The organism is Microcoleus sp. AT9b-C3 (assembly GCF_036705485.1).
In the GTDB taxonomy this organism is placed as follows: domain Bacteria; phylum Cyanobacteriota; class Cyanobacteriia; order Cyanobacteriales; family Microcoleaceae; genus Microcoleus.
Genome location: NZ_JAUBUR010000017.1, coordinates 85,508 through 104,698 on the forward strand (window position 1 = coordinate 85,508; position 19,191 = coordinate 104,698).

A 19,191-nucleotide genomic window follows, 5' to 3' on the forward strand; every position below is an offset into this window, starting at 1 on the left:
ATTTTAACGAGCGGAAAGACTTTGGCACTTGTTGATCTGCCCGCGGGAGAAGGTCAATCAATTATCGTAGCAATCTTAGCAGCACTTTACTTCACTGGAGAAAGATGATTTGCTGGAGAAAGTCAGTTTTTTGACGGTTTCGGCGATCGGGAAGTTTCGGGCAGCCTGCAACCACAATCACGACTCGCTCTCCTAATCGAGATCGGACGCTGTTTTTGCCAGAACATCCTCAATCCATCCTCTGGTATTTTCTAGGCAATAATTGGCTGATAGTCATGATCTCCGCCTCCGCAATAATTACTTTGCAACCGGGAGCATAATCAGAAATCAACTCACGACACATACCGCACGGTGGCACAAATCGACCTTTACGATCTACAGCAACTATTGTTTCAAGTTCTGTATCTCCTGCTGCCGCTGCCATTCCGATCGCAATCGCTTCAGCACAAACCGCAACTCGCCCAACATACGCTTCCAAATGGACAGAGGAAAAGACTTTGCCCGACTTTGTTCGCAATGCTGCCCCAACATGGTGAAAGTCTTCTTTGAAACGCTTGTTGATTATGGAGCGAGCATTTTCAATTAGTTCTTTATCCTTCAATTCGATAGGAGACATAGGATTTAACTCATTGCAGTACAGCTTTCGATAATGAGTGTGTTGAAGTAAACCCACTCATAACCTCAAGATAACTTAGCCCCGATCGCCAACAGATTGCTTTTAAACTGCGAGCTTCACAGATAACTCAAGCCGTACAACGGCTCAAGTCAGCAGCGTTTTAGTTTGATAATGCGTGGCAATTGCAAGCCTGCAACTTCTATGCCTGTTAACAACGGTACAAATTCAGCGACTTTTTCCGGCCCAGCTTGTTGCAAAGCACTCAAAAGTTTAGCACTTTGTCCGAGCAAGTCTTCAACGGCAATTCCGGCATAACTCGGCTGATAATAACTGAGCCGATTTATTCCTTCTCCCAGCAAGATTACTGCACCGCGCCAGTTGTGATTTCCTAAGTGATAAAGCGCGACCGCAATTTGCAATATTCCCTGATAAAACCTTTTTTCCGGCTCGTCGGCTTCCATCCACAAAGCCTCTAAAGTATCGTGACAAGCGTAAAATTCTTGGCTGTTAAACTGTTCGATACCTTGGCAAAACTCCAGCGGGATTTCCTCTGTCATTCGATTGAAAGTTGGGGATTTTCGATTGCGGATGTGTGTTTGAGTAGGCGGCGATCGATTTCTTTTAAATAACTAAGTCTTAAAAGTAGGAAAAATAACAACCTGTTTTCCAAACTGCTGCCATTTCACGACCGCCTACTTAACCGATTACATAGTGTCTCTGACAGCTTTAATCTGATCCATTCCTATTTCCTGAGTAGTTCCAGCGAAATCGTTATCTGGCGTCAGAAATAACATACAGTGACACTCTTTGCGCTCGCGCATGGGAATGCACGGACAGTTCCAGTAGGCGGCTTTTACTTCGGCTTCTTTATCTTCGTAATGGCGACAAGGGCATAAGGGAGCGCCTAGTTCATCCTTGTGTTTTGCTAGTCCTTCTATCACGACAGCAGTGACAGAAGGCTCGGAACAAAAGTAAGTTCCGGTGCGCTTGGCGTAGGTTTCGGAGAAATTCTTCATCGCCTCCAAAGTTTTTTCGTTGGAGAGTTTAGATGTTTCTGTTGTGTTCATAGTTTAGGATCGGAGTTGAGGATGCTACGAGCTTTTGACAATTGTAGCGCAGAATAGGATTTTAAACACTTGTATATTTCTGTTTACTTACAATGAGGAAAACCTTGACAAAGATTGAGTTTTAGGTTGTCGGTTTTTTAGTGGTTTTTCTCTATCCCGGAGGGTTCGGGAAACTGGCTGCAGACCAGGTTTTTGGAGCTGCCAAAAGATTTGGGCAGTCGATCGCCCTCAACAATCATCCCCCAAAGGGGATTAAAATCGGATAAGATAGCACAGCCCTGTCCCTGTTAGTGGCATCTGATGGCAACTTCCCCGAACCGCACCCACAGCAAAAAATCTCCTCCGTCTGGGCTGATTTGGCCGGCTGACACCGAGTTAGTCGGATTAGTGTTTGAATTGACTCCCCGCGCTGCTAGCTATCTGTACGCGCAGTATGCTATAGGTTTGCACGCTTGGTTTTTAGGTCAAGTACAGCAAACTGACCCGGATTTATCGCAACTTTTGCACGATGAACAGTCAGAAAAAGCCTTTACTATTTCGGGATTGGAAGGTGATTTGCTCCCTGGCGGCAAAGAATTTCAGCTTTTGGGCGATCGAATTTATCGCTGGTACGTAACAGGACTTTCAAAGCCAGTGGTTCAGTGGCTGAGTCAGTGGCTGCAAAATTTGCCCCAAGAGATAGATTTGCGAAATGCTCCGCTGCTAATTCGCTCTTGGGATATTGCTTTTGCGCCCACAACTTACCAGCAATTATTAACAGCAGAACCCCCATTTTCGCCAACCATCAAACTTAGTTTTGTGACTCCTACAAGCTTTCGTAGCAAAGGCCATCACTTCCCTTTGCCAGTTCCCGAAAATGTTTTTCACAGCTATTTGCGCCGCTGGAATAACTTTTCGGGGGTAAATTTTGACCAAGCAGAATTTTTGAATTGGATTGATGAAAATGCAATTATTAGCCGCCACAAATTGGAGTCGCAAAAGGTAGCGGCGGGCAAAAAAGGCATGGTAACGGGATTCACTGGGGCTGTGGAATTTGGGCTAGGGCGATCGGCTCACAATCGTCCTGATTTTGTAAAATTATTTTATGCTTTAGGGCGGTTAGCGCCTTACTGCGGCACAGGCCACAAAACAACTTTTGGATTAGGACAAACGCGAGCACAATGGTTGACAGAAGCGCTACCTGAAGTGTCAATACAAAGCGTATTGGCAGCCCGAATAGATGAATTGACCAAGAAGTTTATGGCGAACAGAAAGCGTAAAGGTGGAAGTCGTGCTGCTGAGATTGCTGAAACTTGGGCAACGATTTTGGCGCGCCGGGAATTGGGGGAATCTTTGCTGGATATTGCTGCTGATTTGGAAATGCCTTATGAAACTGTGAAAACTTACGCGAAGTTGGCAAGAAGGGCTTTGAAAGTGGAGGATTAGCGCGAATTTGTTGACTGTTGACTGTTGACTGTTGACTGATGGCTACTGCCTACTGACTAATGACTGCTGACTAATGACTCTTAGTAAATAGGTATATGTCGTCTCGCTGATATTTTAGTTGAAATTGAGGGGTGTTTTTTAGTTGAGTTACTAGGTTTTCAACAAATTCTCGATCGCTCATCCAGCCAGGATATCTGAGGTTGAGCAATACATAATCAAATTCTGCGAGATTTGCAGGTGGCGCGTTAGCCTGAGTTAATCTTACTACAGGGCGGTGCGCTAAGTGCGGAGCAATCTGAGCAGTTGTTAAAACACTGCCTTTGGTTTCAACAAGAGAAATTGCTTCTCTGGTAGCGGGCAAAGTGTCCATCCCATTTAAATAAATAGTCCAAAAATAGCCGTATTTCGCTAAAGCTAAGAAAGCAATCAACGACCAAATTACAATGACTCTAGGCAATGGATAGTTAGGAAGTGGCAATCTATCAAATATTGTCTTTCCCTTTTGCTGATTGCTATATGCTAAACTGGAAATTACGGCAACCAATAAAAACGGCAATATCGGCACAGAATATTGATGAATTAAATCCCGCTGAGCGGGGATATCGGAAAGAATATTCATCGCCAACATCGGCACAGCACTAATTAAAGATGACAGATGAAGCGGGGACAGCCACCAAATTACTGGTAATAGCAATAACGCTAAATATTCAAAAGTCTCTAAAGAAAACAAACGCCCTAAAACTAGATTTGGTTTCACTATTAAATTAATAGCAATTTCCAAAACCGAGTTTCCCAAATATTGATATCGCCCGATTCCCGCGTGTTCTCTTCCCTGATTAAAATACGGTATAACTGCCTGAGTAACTACCAGGAACCAACCCGCGCCGAGAAATAGAGCTATCAGCCCACAATTGCGTTTCTTGTCAAAACACAACAACCACAAACCCATCGCAGCCACAGTTAAAGATAGCACGGCTTTGCAGCTCAAAACTAATACAATCGCAGCACAAAACCACAAGGTTTTATTCAGCCTCGCGGCTAAGATTGCCGCTAGCATTGCTGGCAAAGCAATTACTTCTGGGTGAAAGTCGAAGAGATTGACATTAAATACTGCGGGATAAAGCAGATATACGGCTGAAATTGCCATTGCTTTTCGTTCGTTTAATCCCGCTTGACGTGCCAAACTCCAACTCGGCCAAGCGCCTAAAGCTAGGGCAACAGCTTGCACTAAAAAAAGCCAGTGAACATCTGGATATATTTTGTAAAGTAAAGCTAGTGGATAGAAAATAAAAGCGGCGTGATCTCCCCAAATATTTATTGCCATTAAAGAGGAAAATGGCGTTTGATTTTGGGAGATTAAATAAATTGCTTGGTCAAAAATTGCTAAGTCGAATGCAGTTGACTGAAACAAAGCGTGCCGCGCGCTGCTGGCGGCAAATAAGACTATCGTTGTCACGACAATCATTAAAAATACTGGATGATATTTTAGGGATTTGAAAGTTAGCATTTTATTGGTTTAATCAGCCCTTCGTTTAAATAGCAGGACTTCGTTTTTTTGATAAGTTAATTTAAAATCGGGAGAAGTTTTAAGTTTATTTGCTAAGGTATCACCAATTTTTTCAGTATCAGGCCAGGGATGGCGCAGGTTTAATAATATGTATTGAAATTCAGCTAAATTTGTTTGGGGCGAAATTTGTGACAGCAATTTTACTATTGGGCGGTGGGTAAAGTGAGGGGCAAGTCTATTATCTGTTAAAATACTGCTTTGCGGTTGAACTTGTGCGACTGCTTCGCGTGTAGCTTGCCAGGTATCCAGTCGATTTATGTACAGATAAAAATCTTTATATTCGCCCACACATAGGAAAATTAGTAATGACCAAATTATCATGATTCTCGGCAATTGAATTCCCTGCCAAAGTTGAGAAATTCGGAAGTTTTTAAATTGTGGCAGATTGACCCATGTTAAAAAATGTTGCTTATTTACTTTATCCTCTTCCTTGTTGCCTTTTATTTCTTCCCTTCTCCTTGTTTCTTCCTTCGCGATAACTGCTAAAAATAAGAAGGGAATTACAGGCACTGAATACTGATAGGCTAAGCTGCGTTGAAATGACAAGTCAGAGAGGATATTGATGAGCAGGGTAGGGAGGGCAGGAATTAGCGCTGTTAAATATTGTAGGCGTAGTTTGCCAGAGAAGGGCAATAGCAGCCAAATCACCGGTAAGGTGAGGAGAAATAAATATTTGAATGTATCGAATGAAAGAATTTTTCCTAATACTAACTGTGGTTTTAATATGAGATTGATGATGATTTCTAGTACGGATTTGCCTAAATAGCTGTAGCGCCAGACTCCAGCGACTTCGCTGCCGCTAAAGAAGGGGATTATTTTCTGGGAAGCTATCAAAAACCAAGCTGCACCTAGCAAAAGTGCGATCGCCCCGTACCGTTGCTTTTTTTCGCAAAAAAACAGCCAGAAACCCATAGCAACAACGGTTAGGGACAAAACCGCCTTGCAACTGAGAACTAACACAATAGCGGTACAAAACCACACAATTTTATTTAAACGCGCAGCCAAAGTTGCTGCCAAAAGTGCGGGTAAAGCGATTACTTCCGGATGAAAATCAAATAAATTGATGTTAAATACCACCGGATAAAGCAAATAAATCAATGCGATCGCACGGGATTGTTCTTGATTTAAACCTGCCAAACGCGCTAAACTCCACGTAGGCCAAGCCCCCAGGGATAATGCAACTGCTTGTACCAACAGCAGCCAATGCACATCCGGGGAAATTTTGTACAGCCAAGCTAGCGGATAATAGATTACCGCTGCGTGATCGCCCAAAATATGAATCCCCATTAAAGAAGAAAAAGGCGTTTGGTTTTGGCTGATTAAGTAAATTGCTTGGTCAAAAATTCCCAAATCGAAAGCAGTTGATTGGAATAAAGCGTGCCGTAAACTGCTACACAAAAAGAAAATTGCCGCAGCAGTGGCGATCGCCCAAACCAAACTCGACGGTAGCTGCGATCGACCTTCTTCTATATTTTCGGCATTTTCGGCGATCGAGACACTGATTTCCTCACGGTCATCAGCAAAATTTTCCCTATTCTGCATGAAATCTGGCACGCTAGTGGTCAATCGATTTTAGATTTTAGATTTTAGATTTTAGAGGCGACCCCACGGATAAATTCGGGGGGCAAGTGTCATCGGATACAGGTTTTTTATTTCTGGGTCCTGAGTCGGCGAAGGAATGAATCCGGGGGCTTCTATCCTGGATGCTTTCGGTCACTCAAAATATGATTCCATCGAATGTGCTTTCCACGCAATAGTTAACCACTAATTTTTATCCCCGCAATCGTAATATTAGAATAATCCATTAAACATTAAAAAATTGTGAAAGCAATAACTCTTCTCGGCTCCACAGGCTCCATCGGCACTCAGACTCTGGATATTGTAGCTCAATACCCCGATCAATTTCGGATTGTCGGGTTAACCGCCGGACGAAATGTAACGTTGCTGGCCCAGCAAATTCGCCAGTTTAGACCGGAAATTGTCGCAATTTGCGACGAAGATCAATTACAGGAATTGAAAGAGGCGATCGCCGATCTCGACCCTCAACCTATTTTACTTGCTGGCGAGTCAGGCGTTGTCGAAGTTGCCCAATACGGCGACGCTCAAGCCGTCGTCACCGGCATAGTTGGCTGTGCCGGTTTGCTGCCAACAATTGCAGCTATCAAAGCAGGCAAAGATATCGCCTTAGCCAATAAAGAAACATTAATCGCAGGGGGCCCCGTTGTCAACCCCTTAATCGAAAAGTACGGCGTTAAAATATTACCTGCAGACTCGGAACATTCGGCAATTTTTCAGTGCCTGCAAGGTGTTATGGTTGGCGGGTTGCGGCGAATTATTCTCACTGCTTCGGGGGGTTCTTTTCGAGATTTGCCGATCGACAAATTAGCAGGAGTAACAGTAGCCGATGCTTTGAAACATCCGAATTGGTCGATGGGGCAGAAAATCACGATCGATTCTGCTACTTTGATGAATAAAGGATTAGAAGTAATTGAGGCTCATTACTTGTTCGGAATGGATTATGACAACATTGATATTGTCATCCATCCTCAGAGCATAATTCACTCGTTAATTGAGCTGCAAGATACCTCGGTTTTGGCGCAATTGGGATGGCCGGATATGCGATTGCCGCTGCTTTACGCTTTGTCTTGGCCGGAGCGAATTCATACCGATTGGGAACGGCTGGATTTGGTAAAAGCTGGAGATTTAACTTTCCGAGAACCCGACCACGAAAAGTATCCTTGTATGCAGTTGGCTTATGCGGCGGGACGTGCGGGCGGTTCGATGCCGGCGGTGCTGAATGCGGCAAACGAACAGGCTGTAGCGCTATTTTTGCAGGAGAAGATTCAGTTTTTGGATATTCCAAAGTTGATTGAGAAGGTCTGCGACAAACATCAAACTGATAACTGTGAAAGCCCTGCTTTAGACGATATTTTGGCGGCGGATAGGTGGGCGCGGCAGGAAGTTTTGGCAGATAGTATGGAATTGGGCGATCGGATTCTTTCGGTTCGCTAATGGTATCAGCAGATTGGTGCTTACCCACAAGCCCGCCGGGGAATTTATTCCCCGTCTCATAGCTAAAGTCGGTTGAAACCGACTGCCCAACCTTGATAAATATCCAGTCCTCTTTCAGAGGACTTTAGCTATGAGACAGGGGTTTTTAACCCCTGGCGGACTATGCCAAAAAGTGCAAGATATCGCCAAAACCTATAAAAAATTGACCTGATTTTAGCCTTTTATACACTAACTCCCAACTTTCGCCGCCAAATCAGCGGCACTCATCTTTTCGTACATTTCAAAAGGTTGGTGAATCCAAGGATTATCAGCCAAATAATCTACATAATAATCCGGCTTTGCAACAGAACAAGCCTTGTACCAGAGTACCGCAGTCCGAATTTCCTGAATATCCTCGCCGTAGCGACTCTTCAGCCAAGCGATACCTTGGTTCAAACTAATTCCCGAATCCACCAAATCGTCAATCAGGAGAATGCGGCTGCCCAAATTATCGCCCACCATTGTCAAATCGCGGGCAAACTCGATCGCACCCCGGACATTTCCCTCCGCCCCACCATAGGACGAGGCCGCTAAAATCGCCAATGGCTTGTCGAAAATCCGCGACAGAGTATCTCCAACCCGCAGCCCTCCCCTCGCCAGACAGACAATTCGATCGAATTTCCACTGAGATTCCTCAATTTTTACAGCCAAATCCTCAATTTTCCGATGGTACTCAGGCCAAGAAACGTAAATGTCGCTCATCAAAAAAATGGGTCTGAAACCCCGTCCTTTTAGGACGGCTTTACATGAATTTTTGTTAAGATATACCATTTCACACAAGACGTGCTATTATGTGAAATAGCGTACTTAAGGTCAGCATGACACTAAAAGCCTTCAGCTATCGATTCTACCCAACGCCGGAACAAGAAAGTTTGTTGCGACGTACTTTGGGTTGTGTTCGTTTGGTCTACAACCGTGCTTTAGCCACAAGAACGGAAGCTTGGTACGCAGAACACAAACGGGTAGGCTATGCTGAGACTTCTTCAATGTTAACCGAATGGAAGAAAACTGAAGAACTAGATTTTCTGAACAAAGTAAGCTGCGTGCCACTGCAGCAATGCTTGAGACATTTACAAACGGCTTATACCAACTTTTTTGATGGGCGGGCACAATATCCTCACTTCAAAAAGAAACGCAAGGGTGGTAGTGCAGAATTTACCAAGTCAGCATTTAAGTTCAAAGATGGACAAGTCTACCTAGCAAAAAGCACAGAAGCGTTACCCATTCGCTGGAGCCGGACATTACCTGATGGTTGCCGACCATCAACAATTACAGTAAAGCTTGCACCATCAGGTAGGTGGTCAGTTTCTCTGCTGGTAGAGGTTGAAATTGAAGCATTACCCAAAACAGATAATCAAGTCGGTATCGACCTGGGAGTTACAAGCTTGCTCGCTTTGAGCAACGGTGAAAAGATTGCCAATCCCAAAGGATTGAAGGCAAAGTATCGCAAGCTTAGAAAAGCGCAAAAATCTTTAATTCGCAAACAAAAAGGGTCAAACAACCGTCACAAAGCACGACTCAAAGTAGCGAAAGTGCATCAAGAAATTACTGATGCAAGGAAAGATAATCTTCACAAGTTAACAACGCGGTTGGTGCGTGAAAACCAAACCATCGCCGTAGAAGACTTAGCTGTGAAGAATATGGTTAAAAACTGGAAACTTGCCGCTTCTATAAGTGATGCAAGTTTGGGGGAATTAGTCAGACAACTAGAATACAAGTGCGATTGGTACGGTCGTACTTTAATTAAGATTGACCGATGGTTTCCGAGTTCAAAACGGTGTGGTAATTGCGGACACATCGTTAACAAGATGCCGTTGAATATCCGGGAATGGGATTGTCCTAATTGCGACACTCACCATGACCGAGATATTAATGCGGCAAAAAATATTTTGGCGGCAGGGCTTGCCGTGGCAGTCTGTGGAGCGACTGTAAGACCAGAACAGAGTAAATCTGTTAAGGCTGGTGCGAAACCCCGTAAGGGACAGAAGCAGAAACCTGAATCGTGAGGTTTGGGAATCCCCGTGCGTTTACGCCTGGGTGGATGTCAATCCTAATATTATTGAAATATCAAAGGTATTATTAATTATTTTGGGGAAAATGACATGGATGCAGATGAACTTCTCAGACGGTATGCAGCCGGAGAACGGGTTTTTCACAAAGTAGACATGGCCGGGGTCAATATGTCAAGGACAAATTTGCGCGATATTGACCTGAGTCACGCTAATTTAAAAGGTGCAAATTCGATCGGTCTCACCCTCTACAGAGCTAATCTGTATCAAGCAGATATCAGTCAAGCCAACCTCTCCCAAGCCAACCTCATGTCTGCTAATTTTGGTGAATGTGAGGCGGTGGGAGCGAACTTGAGCGGAGCCATCTTGCGGAGTGTCGTGTTCAGCGGGGCCGATTTAACGGGGGCGAGTCTCAGGGGTGCAGACATGAGAGATGCAAACCTTCAGGGGGCAATTTTGATTCAAGTTTATGCAGTTAACGCTAACTTGCAAGGTGCAAACTTGACAGAAGTGAAACTTTGTGAAATCAACCTCAGTAAAGCAAATTTAACCGACGCGAACTTAACACAAGCTGACCTTAGCCGTGCTAACTTAACTCAAGCAAATCTGAGCTGGGCAAATTTGACGGAAGCAAATCTGGAAAAAGCTGATTTGAAGGGAGCCGATTTGAGCGGAGCTAACTTGAGCTGTGCAAATCTCCATCGAGCAGATTTGAGCGGAGTTTCCCTTAAGGGTGCAAATCTCCGGGGAGCAAACTTGCATCAAGCTTCTTTGCGCGGGACAAATTTGAATGAAGCGAATCTCAGAGAGGCCATGATGCCTGACGGCACAATCTCTGACTAAATAAGCTGACAAAATAGAAGTTAAAACCGCAGGGTGCTTGTGGCGCACCCTACCTTTAGGCTAATGCCTGATTTTTTTAAGGGGATTTAATTCTGCGTTAATCTCAGGCGCCCAGAAATCGAGAGAAGCCCCGGACTCGTGTTGTGGAGAGGCAAAAATTTTAGAGTCTTGTTCAAGCTCCCAGATTCATCTGTGGAGTAAGTCTAAAATCTCAAATTGTTCGAGTAAGCGGGACTCCACGGTTCGACTGAGCGCTTGCGGAAGTCTAAAATCCAAAATTGAGTGACAGTTCATTTAAAGAAAGTGGCAAAAAAAGTTGGCGAGAATTTAATCTACAACCTTCAGCCAGCCCCGGCGAACGGCGTGGAGCAAGCGGTTGATGGCTGTTTGATCTTCTTCGGTAAGACAGTCATTTAACAGCGCTGTCTTGAGCTGTTGTCGGTGAGTGGGAGTCAGCAGACCGGAGTGATATACCTGGAAGACTAGCTCTGCAATAGTAAATTGAGGTAACAGCGTTTGGGTTTTCATCATGTGTTTTGTTTTTGAACTCACTTTTGACAGTATTGACTGATTTTTCCAAAATTTATGTGATTCAACTACCGAAGTAAATGTGATCGATTGGCTCTTGATGAGTGATTTGTGTCAGCGCGACTTGGGGATCGGATATTTCCTCGATCGCCCTTCTACTTGAAACACAAACCCCGTCCCGATTCCTCGCTTCTGGCAACCCCCACGTCTCTACTTTTGGTTAAGAAACGGTGACAAATAAATTAATATTTATCTATTATATAGATTACTAATCACGGCTAGAGAAATCGCTCGGCTTAATTCAACGTAAAACTTTTAGCGTGTTTAGAAGCCGGCTTTTACCTACATTTACCTAGTTTCTTGGTATGGTATTTCTTCCGTGTATATACTTAATGACCCGCCCAAAGACAGATACAAGTTTTCGATAGAAGTCCCCAGCCGCCCAAAATTTTAACCTTTAGTTCTAGCTCCCAGATTCATCTGTGAAGTCAATCTAAAATCTAAAATCTAAAATCTAAAATCTAAAATCGACTGGCTGCTTCAAATCAAAAATCCCGGCTTCTTCAAGAAACCGGGTCAAGCTTTTCGATCGCAGTACAATTTTTTTTTGAGAGGGTTAATGGAGCGACCTACTCACGAAAATCTTATTGTTGGCAAAGCTTGACAGGAGAGAAAGTAAAAATACTCATCTCAACTTTTTGTGTGAGGGGACTAATCGGAAATCCTGACCCATCCGCGGCGGATGGCGTGCAGCAGGCGGTGGACTGCATCTCTGGCGTCTTCGCTGAGAGCGCTTTGGCAGAGTTCGCGCAGTCCGTGGCTTTGAGTGCGAGTCAGATTGCCTGAATTAGTGACTTGATAGAACAGTTCAGCGATCGCGCGATCAGATTTTAAAGTCAGAGCTTGCATGAAATCTCGTTGAACTCGACTATTATAATATCGAGGATTTGAGAAAAAAGTAGGGTGATTGGAGTCGGCTAAGCTGTGTGATCGTTCTTGGCTCGATTTGTGACCGAAGTCTGCCAGTATAGGTGATTTAAATCACATAAAACCACAGACCTCGATCGCATAAGCTATAATTTGGGTGGTAGCCTCAAGGTTTGACAAAACCTCGAAAAGCCCTGAACACAAGGTTTTGAGTTCCCAAGACCGCCGCGCCGCGGAAGTAAGTCCCCTCAACATCGCCGGCTCTGGACTTGGATAGCTGTGAAACTTTGGGTTTTAGACACTTGCAGCTTGCAGCTCAGAGCATAAAGTTGCGATCGACGAGCCACGGCCTGAGATACAATAATTATAAATACTTCTATCCCATCTATAGGCAGGCAGGTAAAAAAATGATAATGATTAGCTACTTTTCGATTGCCTTAATCGTTTTTCTTGTTTGGTTCAAAAGTTTTTTGAATGATACTGCGACATCTAAAAAAGACGTGATATCTTGGATAGCCTTAATAATGGGGCCTTTGTTTTGGCCTGTTGTTCTGCCCCTATCCCTTTTGCAAATTACCAGCAAAAAGTCTGTTGTAAAAACAGCTCAATGTGAGCAAGAATTATAATAAATTGTGGAAGTAACTGGCTGCAACCCAGTCGCTTATCTCGTCCTAAATTATTCAGCGTGCATCGCTCCTGGCAGCGAATAATTTACCGTGTTTACTTATAAAAAAAATTCAGCGAGAAGGTAGAATCCAATAAAAATTCTGAATCCTAAAACAGTATTTTTTTACCGCTATCACATTCTGCCTTCTGCTTTTTGAACCCGCCCAAAAACGGATACAATTTTCCGACAGGAGTTTGCTGCTGCCCAAAACTTTAGGCGTTTGTTCAAGCTCTCAGATTCATCTGTGGAAGACATCTCAAATCTCAAATTGTTCAACTGAGCGAGATTGACTCAGCGCTAGCTGCAGGTCTCACGCCGAAGTCTCCAATCTACTGATGCCTACTTTTCTTCTGTCACATCGTGATTTAAGGGTGCGGCTCAGGCAAAATTGTCAGACTCAAATTATCGGACAACGACCACAACATTTTTTAACTCAAAAATTATCTGCCACCTCAACCAAGCTCAAAATTAATATGTAATGTAACATGGCCTGTTGCTTGCAAAAATATAACTTCAGATATATTTTCGCCTGCCGCTGACCAACTTAAGAATTTTTATACTACCGGCGGCTAGGTACCATTAATCGAATGTGGGAAAATCGTGGCTAGGCGTTGAAAAACAGCTAGGCTCTTTGCCCTTTAACCTTTTCCAGCTCCCTTTCATCAAATCGTAGCAGCTTTAAACGGGAAATTGTAGAGTTCGTTTGCGTCCAATTAGCCTAACTCTTACCGCAGTTAGATAGACAATTCAAGGCAGAGACTGCAATATGAAATAGGCAACAAAAACAGTTTCAAATCTCAAGTACGACTTATTTTTGGCGATCGAGCATCAGGAGTGTATAACGGGAGCCAGCGAAATTTTTAGAGGTGCGAGATGTTTGGGAACTTCTAAAAAAAACTGCCGTCACTGTATCCAAATTCGCTATTTGCATAAAAAGTAGGAGTCAAAATGAACCAAGTATCTGAGAAACCAATTTATAGAGTTCTTAATCTCTTGTCGCTGCTAGCGCTGAGCTACTATGCAGCTACTTCCATCAATTATATTTTCGAGAGTGACGCTCAAATTTACAGGTACGACAGCCAGAGTAATTCCAACGCATCACCAGCGCAACTAGAAGCACACCGCTTGGAATAAATAGTAGAGATTTTCTCGGAATTAATGCCGAACCAAATTTCGGATAATTTGCTAATCGTTAATGATCAGCTCGAATTTAACAACAATTAGTAAGCAAGTATTGGCGAAAAACTTAATATTTGAACTCACAGGTATCAGCCATCGAATTTACCACAAAAATCACTATTTAGTTTGTTCTCAACAGAGACCAGAGTGATGAAAGGATGAGCAAGCATTTTCATCAGTAAAAGCCTTAATAGCTTTAGTACTCGCTTCATCAAGAACATTTGAAAGTGGATATGCTTCAGAAGGGAAAATCGCTTTGATTTTGGTCCACTACAACTCTATCGGAGATAAATCCGGCGAGTAGGCAGGTAAGAATTTTACCTTGGCTCCGATAGATGCCCTCAAAAAATTGATGGCTTCAGCATTATCAACAAATAAATTATTCATAACTACAATTGCGCCAACCCATAACAGGGGCTGGATTCGCCTGCCGCCCAAAATTTTATATCTTAGTTCCAGTTCCCAGATTCATCTCTGGAGTAAATCTTAGATCTAAAATCTAAAATCTAGTTACAGTACAGTCACAAATCTACCGGCCCACCGTTCATCCCAACTTCACCAAAAGACGGGCGCTGCATTGTCTGATTGTCCGGATGGATGTAGAACGCGGTGGAAATGACGGATTGGGGTTGAAAAACTGGGTTTTTTAGCCAAAATCCTGTATGGAGCGTGAGGGATTCCGGTGGAAACATCAAGGTGATGAGGCTCAAAAGTCCTTCCGGGACTGTGTTGGGATGCACTTTTGATTGAATCCGACCTCCAGCGTGCACGGGCTTGCTTTCAAAGCCAGCTAAAAAATTTTGATTTCTGGGGAACTATTGGCGAAAATCAAAAGTCTGGTCAGGTACAGTGTACTTAAAAGAAATCGCAGCTCAGTTCCAGCCCCATTGCGGGCGATCGAACTTCCGGGCGATCGACAGTGCCAAAGACCCGGTGCAACTTCTCAATCTTGAGAGCATACTCCGATTAAAAATGGTCTCTGTGTATCTTCCGGGTATTGTTTTAATAATGACTAGCCACACCGACGGTCATTATGGTAAACTCGCAAACGTTTAAGTGGAATATTTTCGTGTTAGAGGAGGCAGTGGTGGAGTCGAGAGTCAAAAGCAGGAAACAACCGAGATTTGCTGCTCAACGAATACAGGATTCAACTCGCGCTCCGAGGCTCGCTGCTGACAATTTAAATTACATGACAGCTTATAGCAGCCGGGTCAATTAGGGTCTCAACCGATGTCCGGTTTCATTTATTGAATCCCTTTGGAGGGAAAAGTGTATTGTAGAAAAATGATTGATCTTTTAGGAGGAGTGTAAATGACACAGGTAACTAATCCAACACAGCCAGCAAGTTCACTACCAGGTGGTGGTGGCGGTGGCTCAACCGTTATCGGCATCGCCGGCGCCAACAGGTTGAACGCCAGCGAAGGCAGCGATATCATCCTGACTTTTGCGGGCGCTGATGCCATCGCTGGTGGCGGTGGCGACGACCTGATTATTTCCGGAGGCGGAAATGACAGTATCGGTGGCGGCGGCGGCAACGATAATATCTTTTCAGGCAGCGGCGCTGATGTGGTCGCTGGTGGGACTGGCGATGACCGGATCTTTGCCGGTAAAGGGGATGACCTCGTTGATGGCGGTGATGGCAATGACTTGCTTTCTGGCGACAGAGGCAACGACACTGTACTCGGCGGATCGGGCAGCGATACAGTCTTTGGCGGCCAAGGCAACGATATTGTCAGCGGCGGCGACGGCAACGACAGCCTGTACGGCGGTAAAGACAACGATACTGTCGATGGTGGCGCTGGCGCTGACTTTATCTCTGGCGACAGAGGCAGCGATGTCCTGACGGGCGGTGCTGGCAGCGATACGTTCTACTTCTTCTCCAGCGGTGGCGATTACGGCGTAGATACGATCACTGACTTTACCCCAGGTGAAGATAAGATCCGCTTGCAGGCGACAGGCGGTGGTGTGTTCTCTGCTTTGGCCAGCAACGGCTTAGAGGCGAGCGAGTTTGTCGTCGTTTCTGGTTTCAACGCTAACAACCCAGGAGCCACAACGAACAAGTTGATCTACGATCCCACAAGCGGTGCGTTGTACTTCAACGGCACCAGCGGAGTGCTAACTGTTGCTCAGTTGCAGCCTGGCCTGACAATTACCACGAACAACTTCGAGTTGTTCTAAAACAACTGGCTGTTGTGGGGCGGCACCGGATAAGATTCGGGGCTGTTCTCACAAAGCCCTTAGTTTTAAAGGATTTCAACCTCACTCGGCTACAAGCGGGGTGAGGTTGAAATATTTAATGCAGGAACTGAAGCAGGGGCAGTTAAAAAAAATAGATCGACAGTTATTGATAAAATTAATCGATCGCCCGATCGGGCAAAATATAAATACAAAGTTTTTAAATTAGAAATTCTAGGTTTTACTGAAGCGGTAAAGAAACCGCAACTGCACCGCTAGCAATGAGCACTGAAGAATATATCCGGCAAGCCCAAATTTATTTGAACCGGGGGAAGTTAACTGAGGCGATCGAGTTTTGCAAAAAGGCGATCGAACTTCAACCATTTTCGCCCTCGGCTTACACTACTTTAGGCGAAATTCTCGAAGCTCAAGGCGATCCGACGGCGGCAAGAGACGCTTTTGTGCAAGCTTTGGAGATTTCGCCGCAGTTTTTTCTGGCTCATGCTTATTTGGGTCAACTTTACAGCGACTATGCGTGGCTGGATGAAGCGGTTTTTCACTACCGACAAGCTCTGGATTTGAAACCAGATTGGGCGGAACTTCATTATAACTTGGGAAATATTTTTCACAGGCAGGGTAATTTGTTGGGGGCGATCGACTGTTACCGAAATGCGATCGCCCAAAAACCGGATTATCTCGATGCTTTATACAATCTGGCTGTGGTTTTAGATGAAAATAGTCAGCTCGAAGCGGCAATGGATACCTACCGACAGGCGATCGCCGTGGCGCCGGATTACGTGAAAGCTTACAGCAATCTGGGTGTGATTTTGCTCAAGGACGATCGGGCTGCTGAGGCGATCGAGCTTTACCAGCGGGCGATGGAGATTAAGCCGGATTGGGCAACGCTGCACAATAATTTGGGCCAAGCCTTGCTGGACAAAAGTCCGGATCGGGCGATCGCATCTTACCTCACAGCTATTGAGTTGGAGCCGGACATGGTTTTGGCTCACTACAATTTGGGGAAAGCGTGGCAATTACAGGGGGAACATTCGGCGGCGGTTGCTTGTTTCGATCGCGCGATCGAGATCAATTCCGACTATATTTCGGGCTATACAGACGCCGGGTTTTCTTTGATGGTTTTGGGCAAAATTGCTGAAGCCATGCCTTATTTTGAGCGAGCAATAGCTCTGAAGCCTAATTTTGTTGAGGCTTACTGCCGTTTGGGAGAAAGGCGCAGAGGTGCTGCTGTAGAAGATGATGAATTGTCAAGGGCGATCGCTGCGTGCGATCGATTTCTCACAGCACTAACTGGAAGTTCGGCAACGGATTTTGTACCGGATGTAACGGATGTCACGGATGTCACGGATGTCACGGATTTAACAGATTTAAAAGTAAATAAAAAAGATGGTGTGGCTAGATATTTGTCAAGTGCAGCTTGCGAATTACCAATTGCTGAAATTTGCGATAATTTAGCCGAAATTTACTTGCATTTGGGAAATGCTTTAACAGAGTACGGCGGACACGAATCGGCCGCCGTTTATTATCAAAAAGCTTTGCAAATTCAGCCGAAAAATGCAGAGCTTTACTGGCGAGTGGGAAATTCCTTAGCCCAGCAAAAGCGGTTCTGTGCAGCAATTGCAGTTTACCGCATGGCTTTGACGATTCAACCTGCTTTACCGCAGGTTTATTTTGAGTTGGCAAAACTGCTGGAAAAACAGGGGCGCTGGGAACGGGCGATCGATTATTATCAAAAAGTTTTAGAGCTGCAATTGCACGGTTATGGAAATCAGCTAGAGTGGAAAAAAAAGAGCTTTATATTGCCAGATAGCACTTCTATAAAACCTCCTCAGGGTATTTATTTATCGAGTTGGGATTGGTTGGTTAATGCTAAGTTAGATGCTGACAATTATGTGGAAATATTTTGGAAATCTGCACCAGAAGCAAGTACAGAAAATATTCCCAATTCCCAATTTGTTAGATCCAATTCCAAGTTGGCAAATTCCGATTGTGCCGGGTTAACTTGCGGGCTGTGTTTGCAGCGACTTTCTAAGTGGTTCGATCCGGTGCATTTGGGTTGGGGAGTGTGCCGTTTGTCCAACTCGCAACCGATACCTGTGCAGTCGCCCAAAACTTTTGTGGCTGCAATTCCCAACGGCCGAGTTTGGATTGTGCCACAAGAAAATTATTGGCTGATTTGCAAGGCGATAGCTGTAATTACTCCTGACAATTATTTGTTGGCTGATGTGTCGAGAGATTATCCGGGGTTTTTACCTGGATGCGAAAAGCATGATGTTAGAAAACACAGTGTTTTTCAGTTAGAATCCTTCCCCTCTCTCAAGCAAATTGACGGCAGCGTGGCGGTGCTTTCTGGTTTGTCGGGAAATGTCTATTTTCACTGGATGGTTGATGTTTTGCCGAGGATAGAATTGCTGCGGCACAGCGGTAGGGATTTGGCGGAAATTGATTGGTTTTTGGTGAATAGTTGCCAGCACCAATTTCAGCGGGAGAGTCTGAGAATTTTGGGCATTCCCGAAGAAAAAGTCTTGGAGAGCGATCGCTTGCCTCACATTCAAGCAACAGAGTTAATTGTGCCGTCTTTTGCGGGATATTTGGGCTGGCCTTCTGGGTGGGCGATGGATTTTTTGAGGCGCGAGTTTCTCAAGGGAATTATACCTAGTTCGAGCTATCCGAAACGCATTTATATAAGCCGCAGCCAAGCAAGATACCGACGAGTTTTGAACGAAGAAGATGTGGTTGAGGTTTTGGAGAACTTTGGCTTTGTTTCTATTTTGCCGGAGTCGATGTCTTTGGCAGAGCAAATTGCTCATTTTTACCACGCTGAGGTGATAGTTGCTGCCCACGGCAGCGGCTTGACAAATACAATTTTTTGTCGCGCGGGAACTAAAGTAATTGAGTTGGTGTCGCCTCACTATATCAGCCATTATTACTGGGGAATCAGTCAATATTTGCAGTTGGAACATTACTTTTTAACGGGCGAGGCTTTTGAATGCTATCCTATTAGACAGTTGATGTATCAGAATTCCCTGACTGAGGATATTTTAGTGAACTTGAGTTCGCTGAAAAAGATGGTTGAGGTGGTGGGTTTGGGTTAGTTGGTGTCTGGAGCAAGTTTAATT

17 protein-coding genes are annotated in these 19,191 nt (G+C 44.5%); 7 read left to right on the plus strand and 10 right to left on the minus strand.

The window, feature by feature from the left end; genetic code table 11:
• Positions 1-229 precede the first annotated feature (229 nt).
• From QUB77_RS16770 to QUB77_RS16780, 3 genes are all read right to left on the minus strand, one after another.
• Entirely contained in the window at positions 230-616 is a 387-nt protein-coding gene (locus QUB77_RS16770; RefSeq protein ID WP_333174954.1) for a cytidine deaminase, read from the minus strand.
• Positions 617-765: 149 nt separating this feature from the next.
• Positions 766-1,173 carry a DUF309 domain-containing protein gene (locus QUB77_RS16775; RefSeq protein ID WP_333174952.1) on the minus strand — a complete coding sequence of 136 codons (408 nt, stop codon included), beginning with the start codon at positions 1,171-1,173 and terminating at the stop codon, positions 766-768.
• 147 nt (positions 1,174-1,320) lie between these two features.
• Positions 1,321-1,683: a ferredoxin-thioredoxin reductase catalytic domain-containing protein gene (locus tag QUB77_RS16780; RefSeq protein ID WP_333174949.1), complete on the minus strand. Its 363-nt coding sequence runs from the start codon at positions 1,681-1,683 to the stop codon at positions 1,321-1,323.
• 300 nt (positions 1,684-1,983) lie between these two features.
• Between QUB77_RS16780 and cas6 the strand changes: the two genes are divergently transcribed.
• The gene (gene cas6, locus QUB77_RS16785; protein ID WP_333174947.1) at positions 1,984-3,108 is read left to right on the plus strand and encodes a CRISPR-associated endoribonuclease Cas6; all 1,125 of its coding nucleotides are present in this window, start codon (positions 1,984-1,986) and stop codon (positions 3,106-3,108) included.
• A gap of 70 nt (positions 3,109-3,178) precedes the next feature.
• Here cas6 and QUB77_RS16790 read toward each other — a convergent pair whose 3' ends face one another.
• Complete coding sequence (locus QUB77_RS16790) at positions 3,179-4,615, minus strand: DUF2079 domain-containing protein (protein ID WP_333174944.1); 1,437 nt, start codon at positions 4,613-4,615, stop codon at positions 3,179-3,181.
• Positions 4,616-4,624: 9 nt separating this feature from the next.
• Positions 4,625-6,217 carry a DUF2079 domain-containing protein gene (locus QUB77_RS16795; protein ID WP_333174943.1) on the minus strand — a complete coding sequence of 531 codons (1,593 nt, stop codon included), beginning with the start codon at positions 6,215-6,217 and terminating at the stop codon, positions 4,625-4,627.
• A gap of 279 nt (positions 6,218-6,496) precedes the next feature.
• On the opposite strand from QUB77_RS16795, the gene dxr reads away from it, so the two are divergent.
• Entirely contained in the window at positions 6,497-7,687 is a 1,191-nt protein-coding gene (gene dxr / locus QUB77_RS16800; RefSeq protein WP_333174941.1) for a 1-deoxy-D-xylulose-5-phosphate reductoisomerase, read from the plus strand.
• Positions 7,688-7,915: 228 nt separating this feature from the next.
• Here the strand turns inward: dxr and QUB77_RS16805 are convergent, their stop codons facing one another.
• Positions 7,916-8,428 (minus strand): phosphoribosyltransferase family protein, encoded by a 513-nt coding sequence (locus QUB77_RS16805; RefSeq protein ID WP_333174939.1) that lies wholly within the window; start codon positions 8,426-8,428, stop codon positions 7,916-7,918.
• Between the two features lie 116 nt (positions 8,429-8,544).
• Here QUB77_RS16805 and QUB77_RS16810 point away from each other — a divergent pair, with 116 nt between their 5' ends.
• Complete coding sequence (locus QUB77_RS16810) at positions 8,545-9,732, plus strand: RNA-guided endonuclease TnpB family protein (RefSeq protein WP_333174935.1); 1,188 nt, start codon at positions 8,545-8,547, stop codon at positions 9,730-9,732.
• A 96-nt stretch (positions 9,733-9,828) separates the two neighbouring features.
• Positions 9,829-10,578 carry a pentapeptide repeat-containing protein gene (locus tag QUB77_RS16815; RefSeq protein WP_333174933.1) on the plus strand — a complete coding sequence of 250 codons (750 nt, stop codon included), beginning with the start codon at positions 9,829-9,831 and terminating at the stop codon, positions 10,576-10,578.
• Positions 10,579-10,905: 327 nt separating this feature from the next.
• Here QUB77_RS16815 and QUB77_RS16820 read toward each other — a convergent pair whose 3' ends face one another.
• Together QUB77_RS16820 and QUB77_RS16825 are read right to left on the minus strand one after the other, a co-directional pair.
• Entirely contained in the window at positions 10,906-11,106 is a 201-nt protein-coding gene (locus tag QUB77_RS16820) for a hypothetical protein (RefSeq protein WP_041622289.1), read from the minus strand.
• Positions 11,107-11,817: 711 nt separating this feature from the next.
• On the minus strand, positions 11,818-12,015 hold the full coding sequence (locus tag QUB77_RS16825; RefSeq protein ID WP_333174931.1) for a hypothetical protein: 198 nt from the start codon (positions 12,013-12,015) through the stop codon (positions 11,818-11,820).
• Positions 12,016-13,648: 1,633 nt separating this feature from the next.
• Between QUB77_RS16825 and QUB77_RS16830 the strand changes: the two genes are divergently transcribed.
• A complete protein-coding gene (locus QUB77_RS16830; RefSeq protein ID WP_333174930.1) occupies positions 13,649-13,834 on the plus strand; it encodes a hypothetical protein in 186 nt (61 codons plus the stop codon).
• Between the two features lie 315 nt (positions 13,835-14,149).
• Here the strand turns inward: QUB77_RS16830 and QUB77_RS31775 are convergent, their stop codons facing one another.
• Both QUB77_RS31775 and QUB77_RS16835 read right to left on the minus strand, forming a co-directional pair.
• On the minus strand, positions 14,150-14,317 hold the full coding sequence (locus tag QUB77_RS31775) for a transposase (protein ID WP_333295977.1): 168 nt from the start codon (positions 14,315-14,317) through the stop codon (positions 14,150-14,152).
• A gap of 83 nt (positions 14,318-14,400) precedes the next feature.
• Positions 14,401-14,649 (minus strand): hypothetical protein, encoded by a 249-nt coding sequence (locus tag QUB77_RS16835; protein ID WP_333174928.1) that lies wholly within the window; start codon positions 14,647-14,649, stop codon positions 14,401-14,403.
• Between the two features lie 541 nt (positions 14,650-15,190).
• On the opposite strand from QUB77_RS16835, the gene QUB77_RS16840 reads away from it, so the two are divergent.
• Positions 15,191-16,057, plus strand: a complete 867-nt coding sequence (locus tag QUB77_RS16840; protein WP_333174926.1) for a calcium-binding protein — start codon at positions 15,191-15,193, stop codon at positions 16,055-16,057.
• 278 nt (positions 16,058-16,335) lie between these two features.
• On the plus strand, positions 16,336-19,167 hold the full coding sequence (locus tag QUB77_RS16845; RefSeq protein ID WP_333174923.1) for a tetratricopeptide repeat protein: 2,832 nt from the start codon (positions 16,336-16,338) through the stop codon (positions 19,165-19,167).
• The last annotated feature ends 24 nt before the right edge of the window (positions 19,168-19,191 follow it).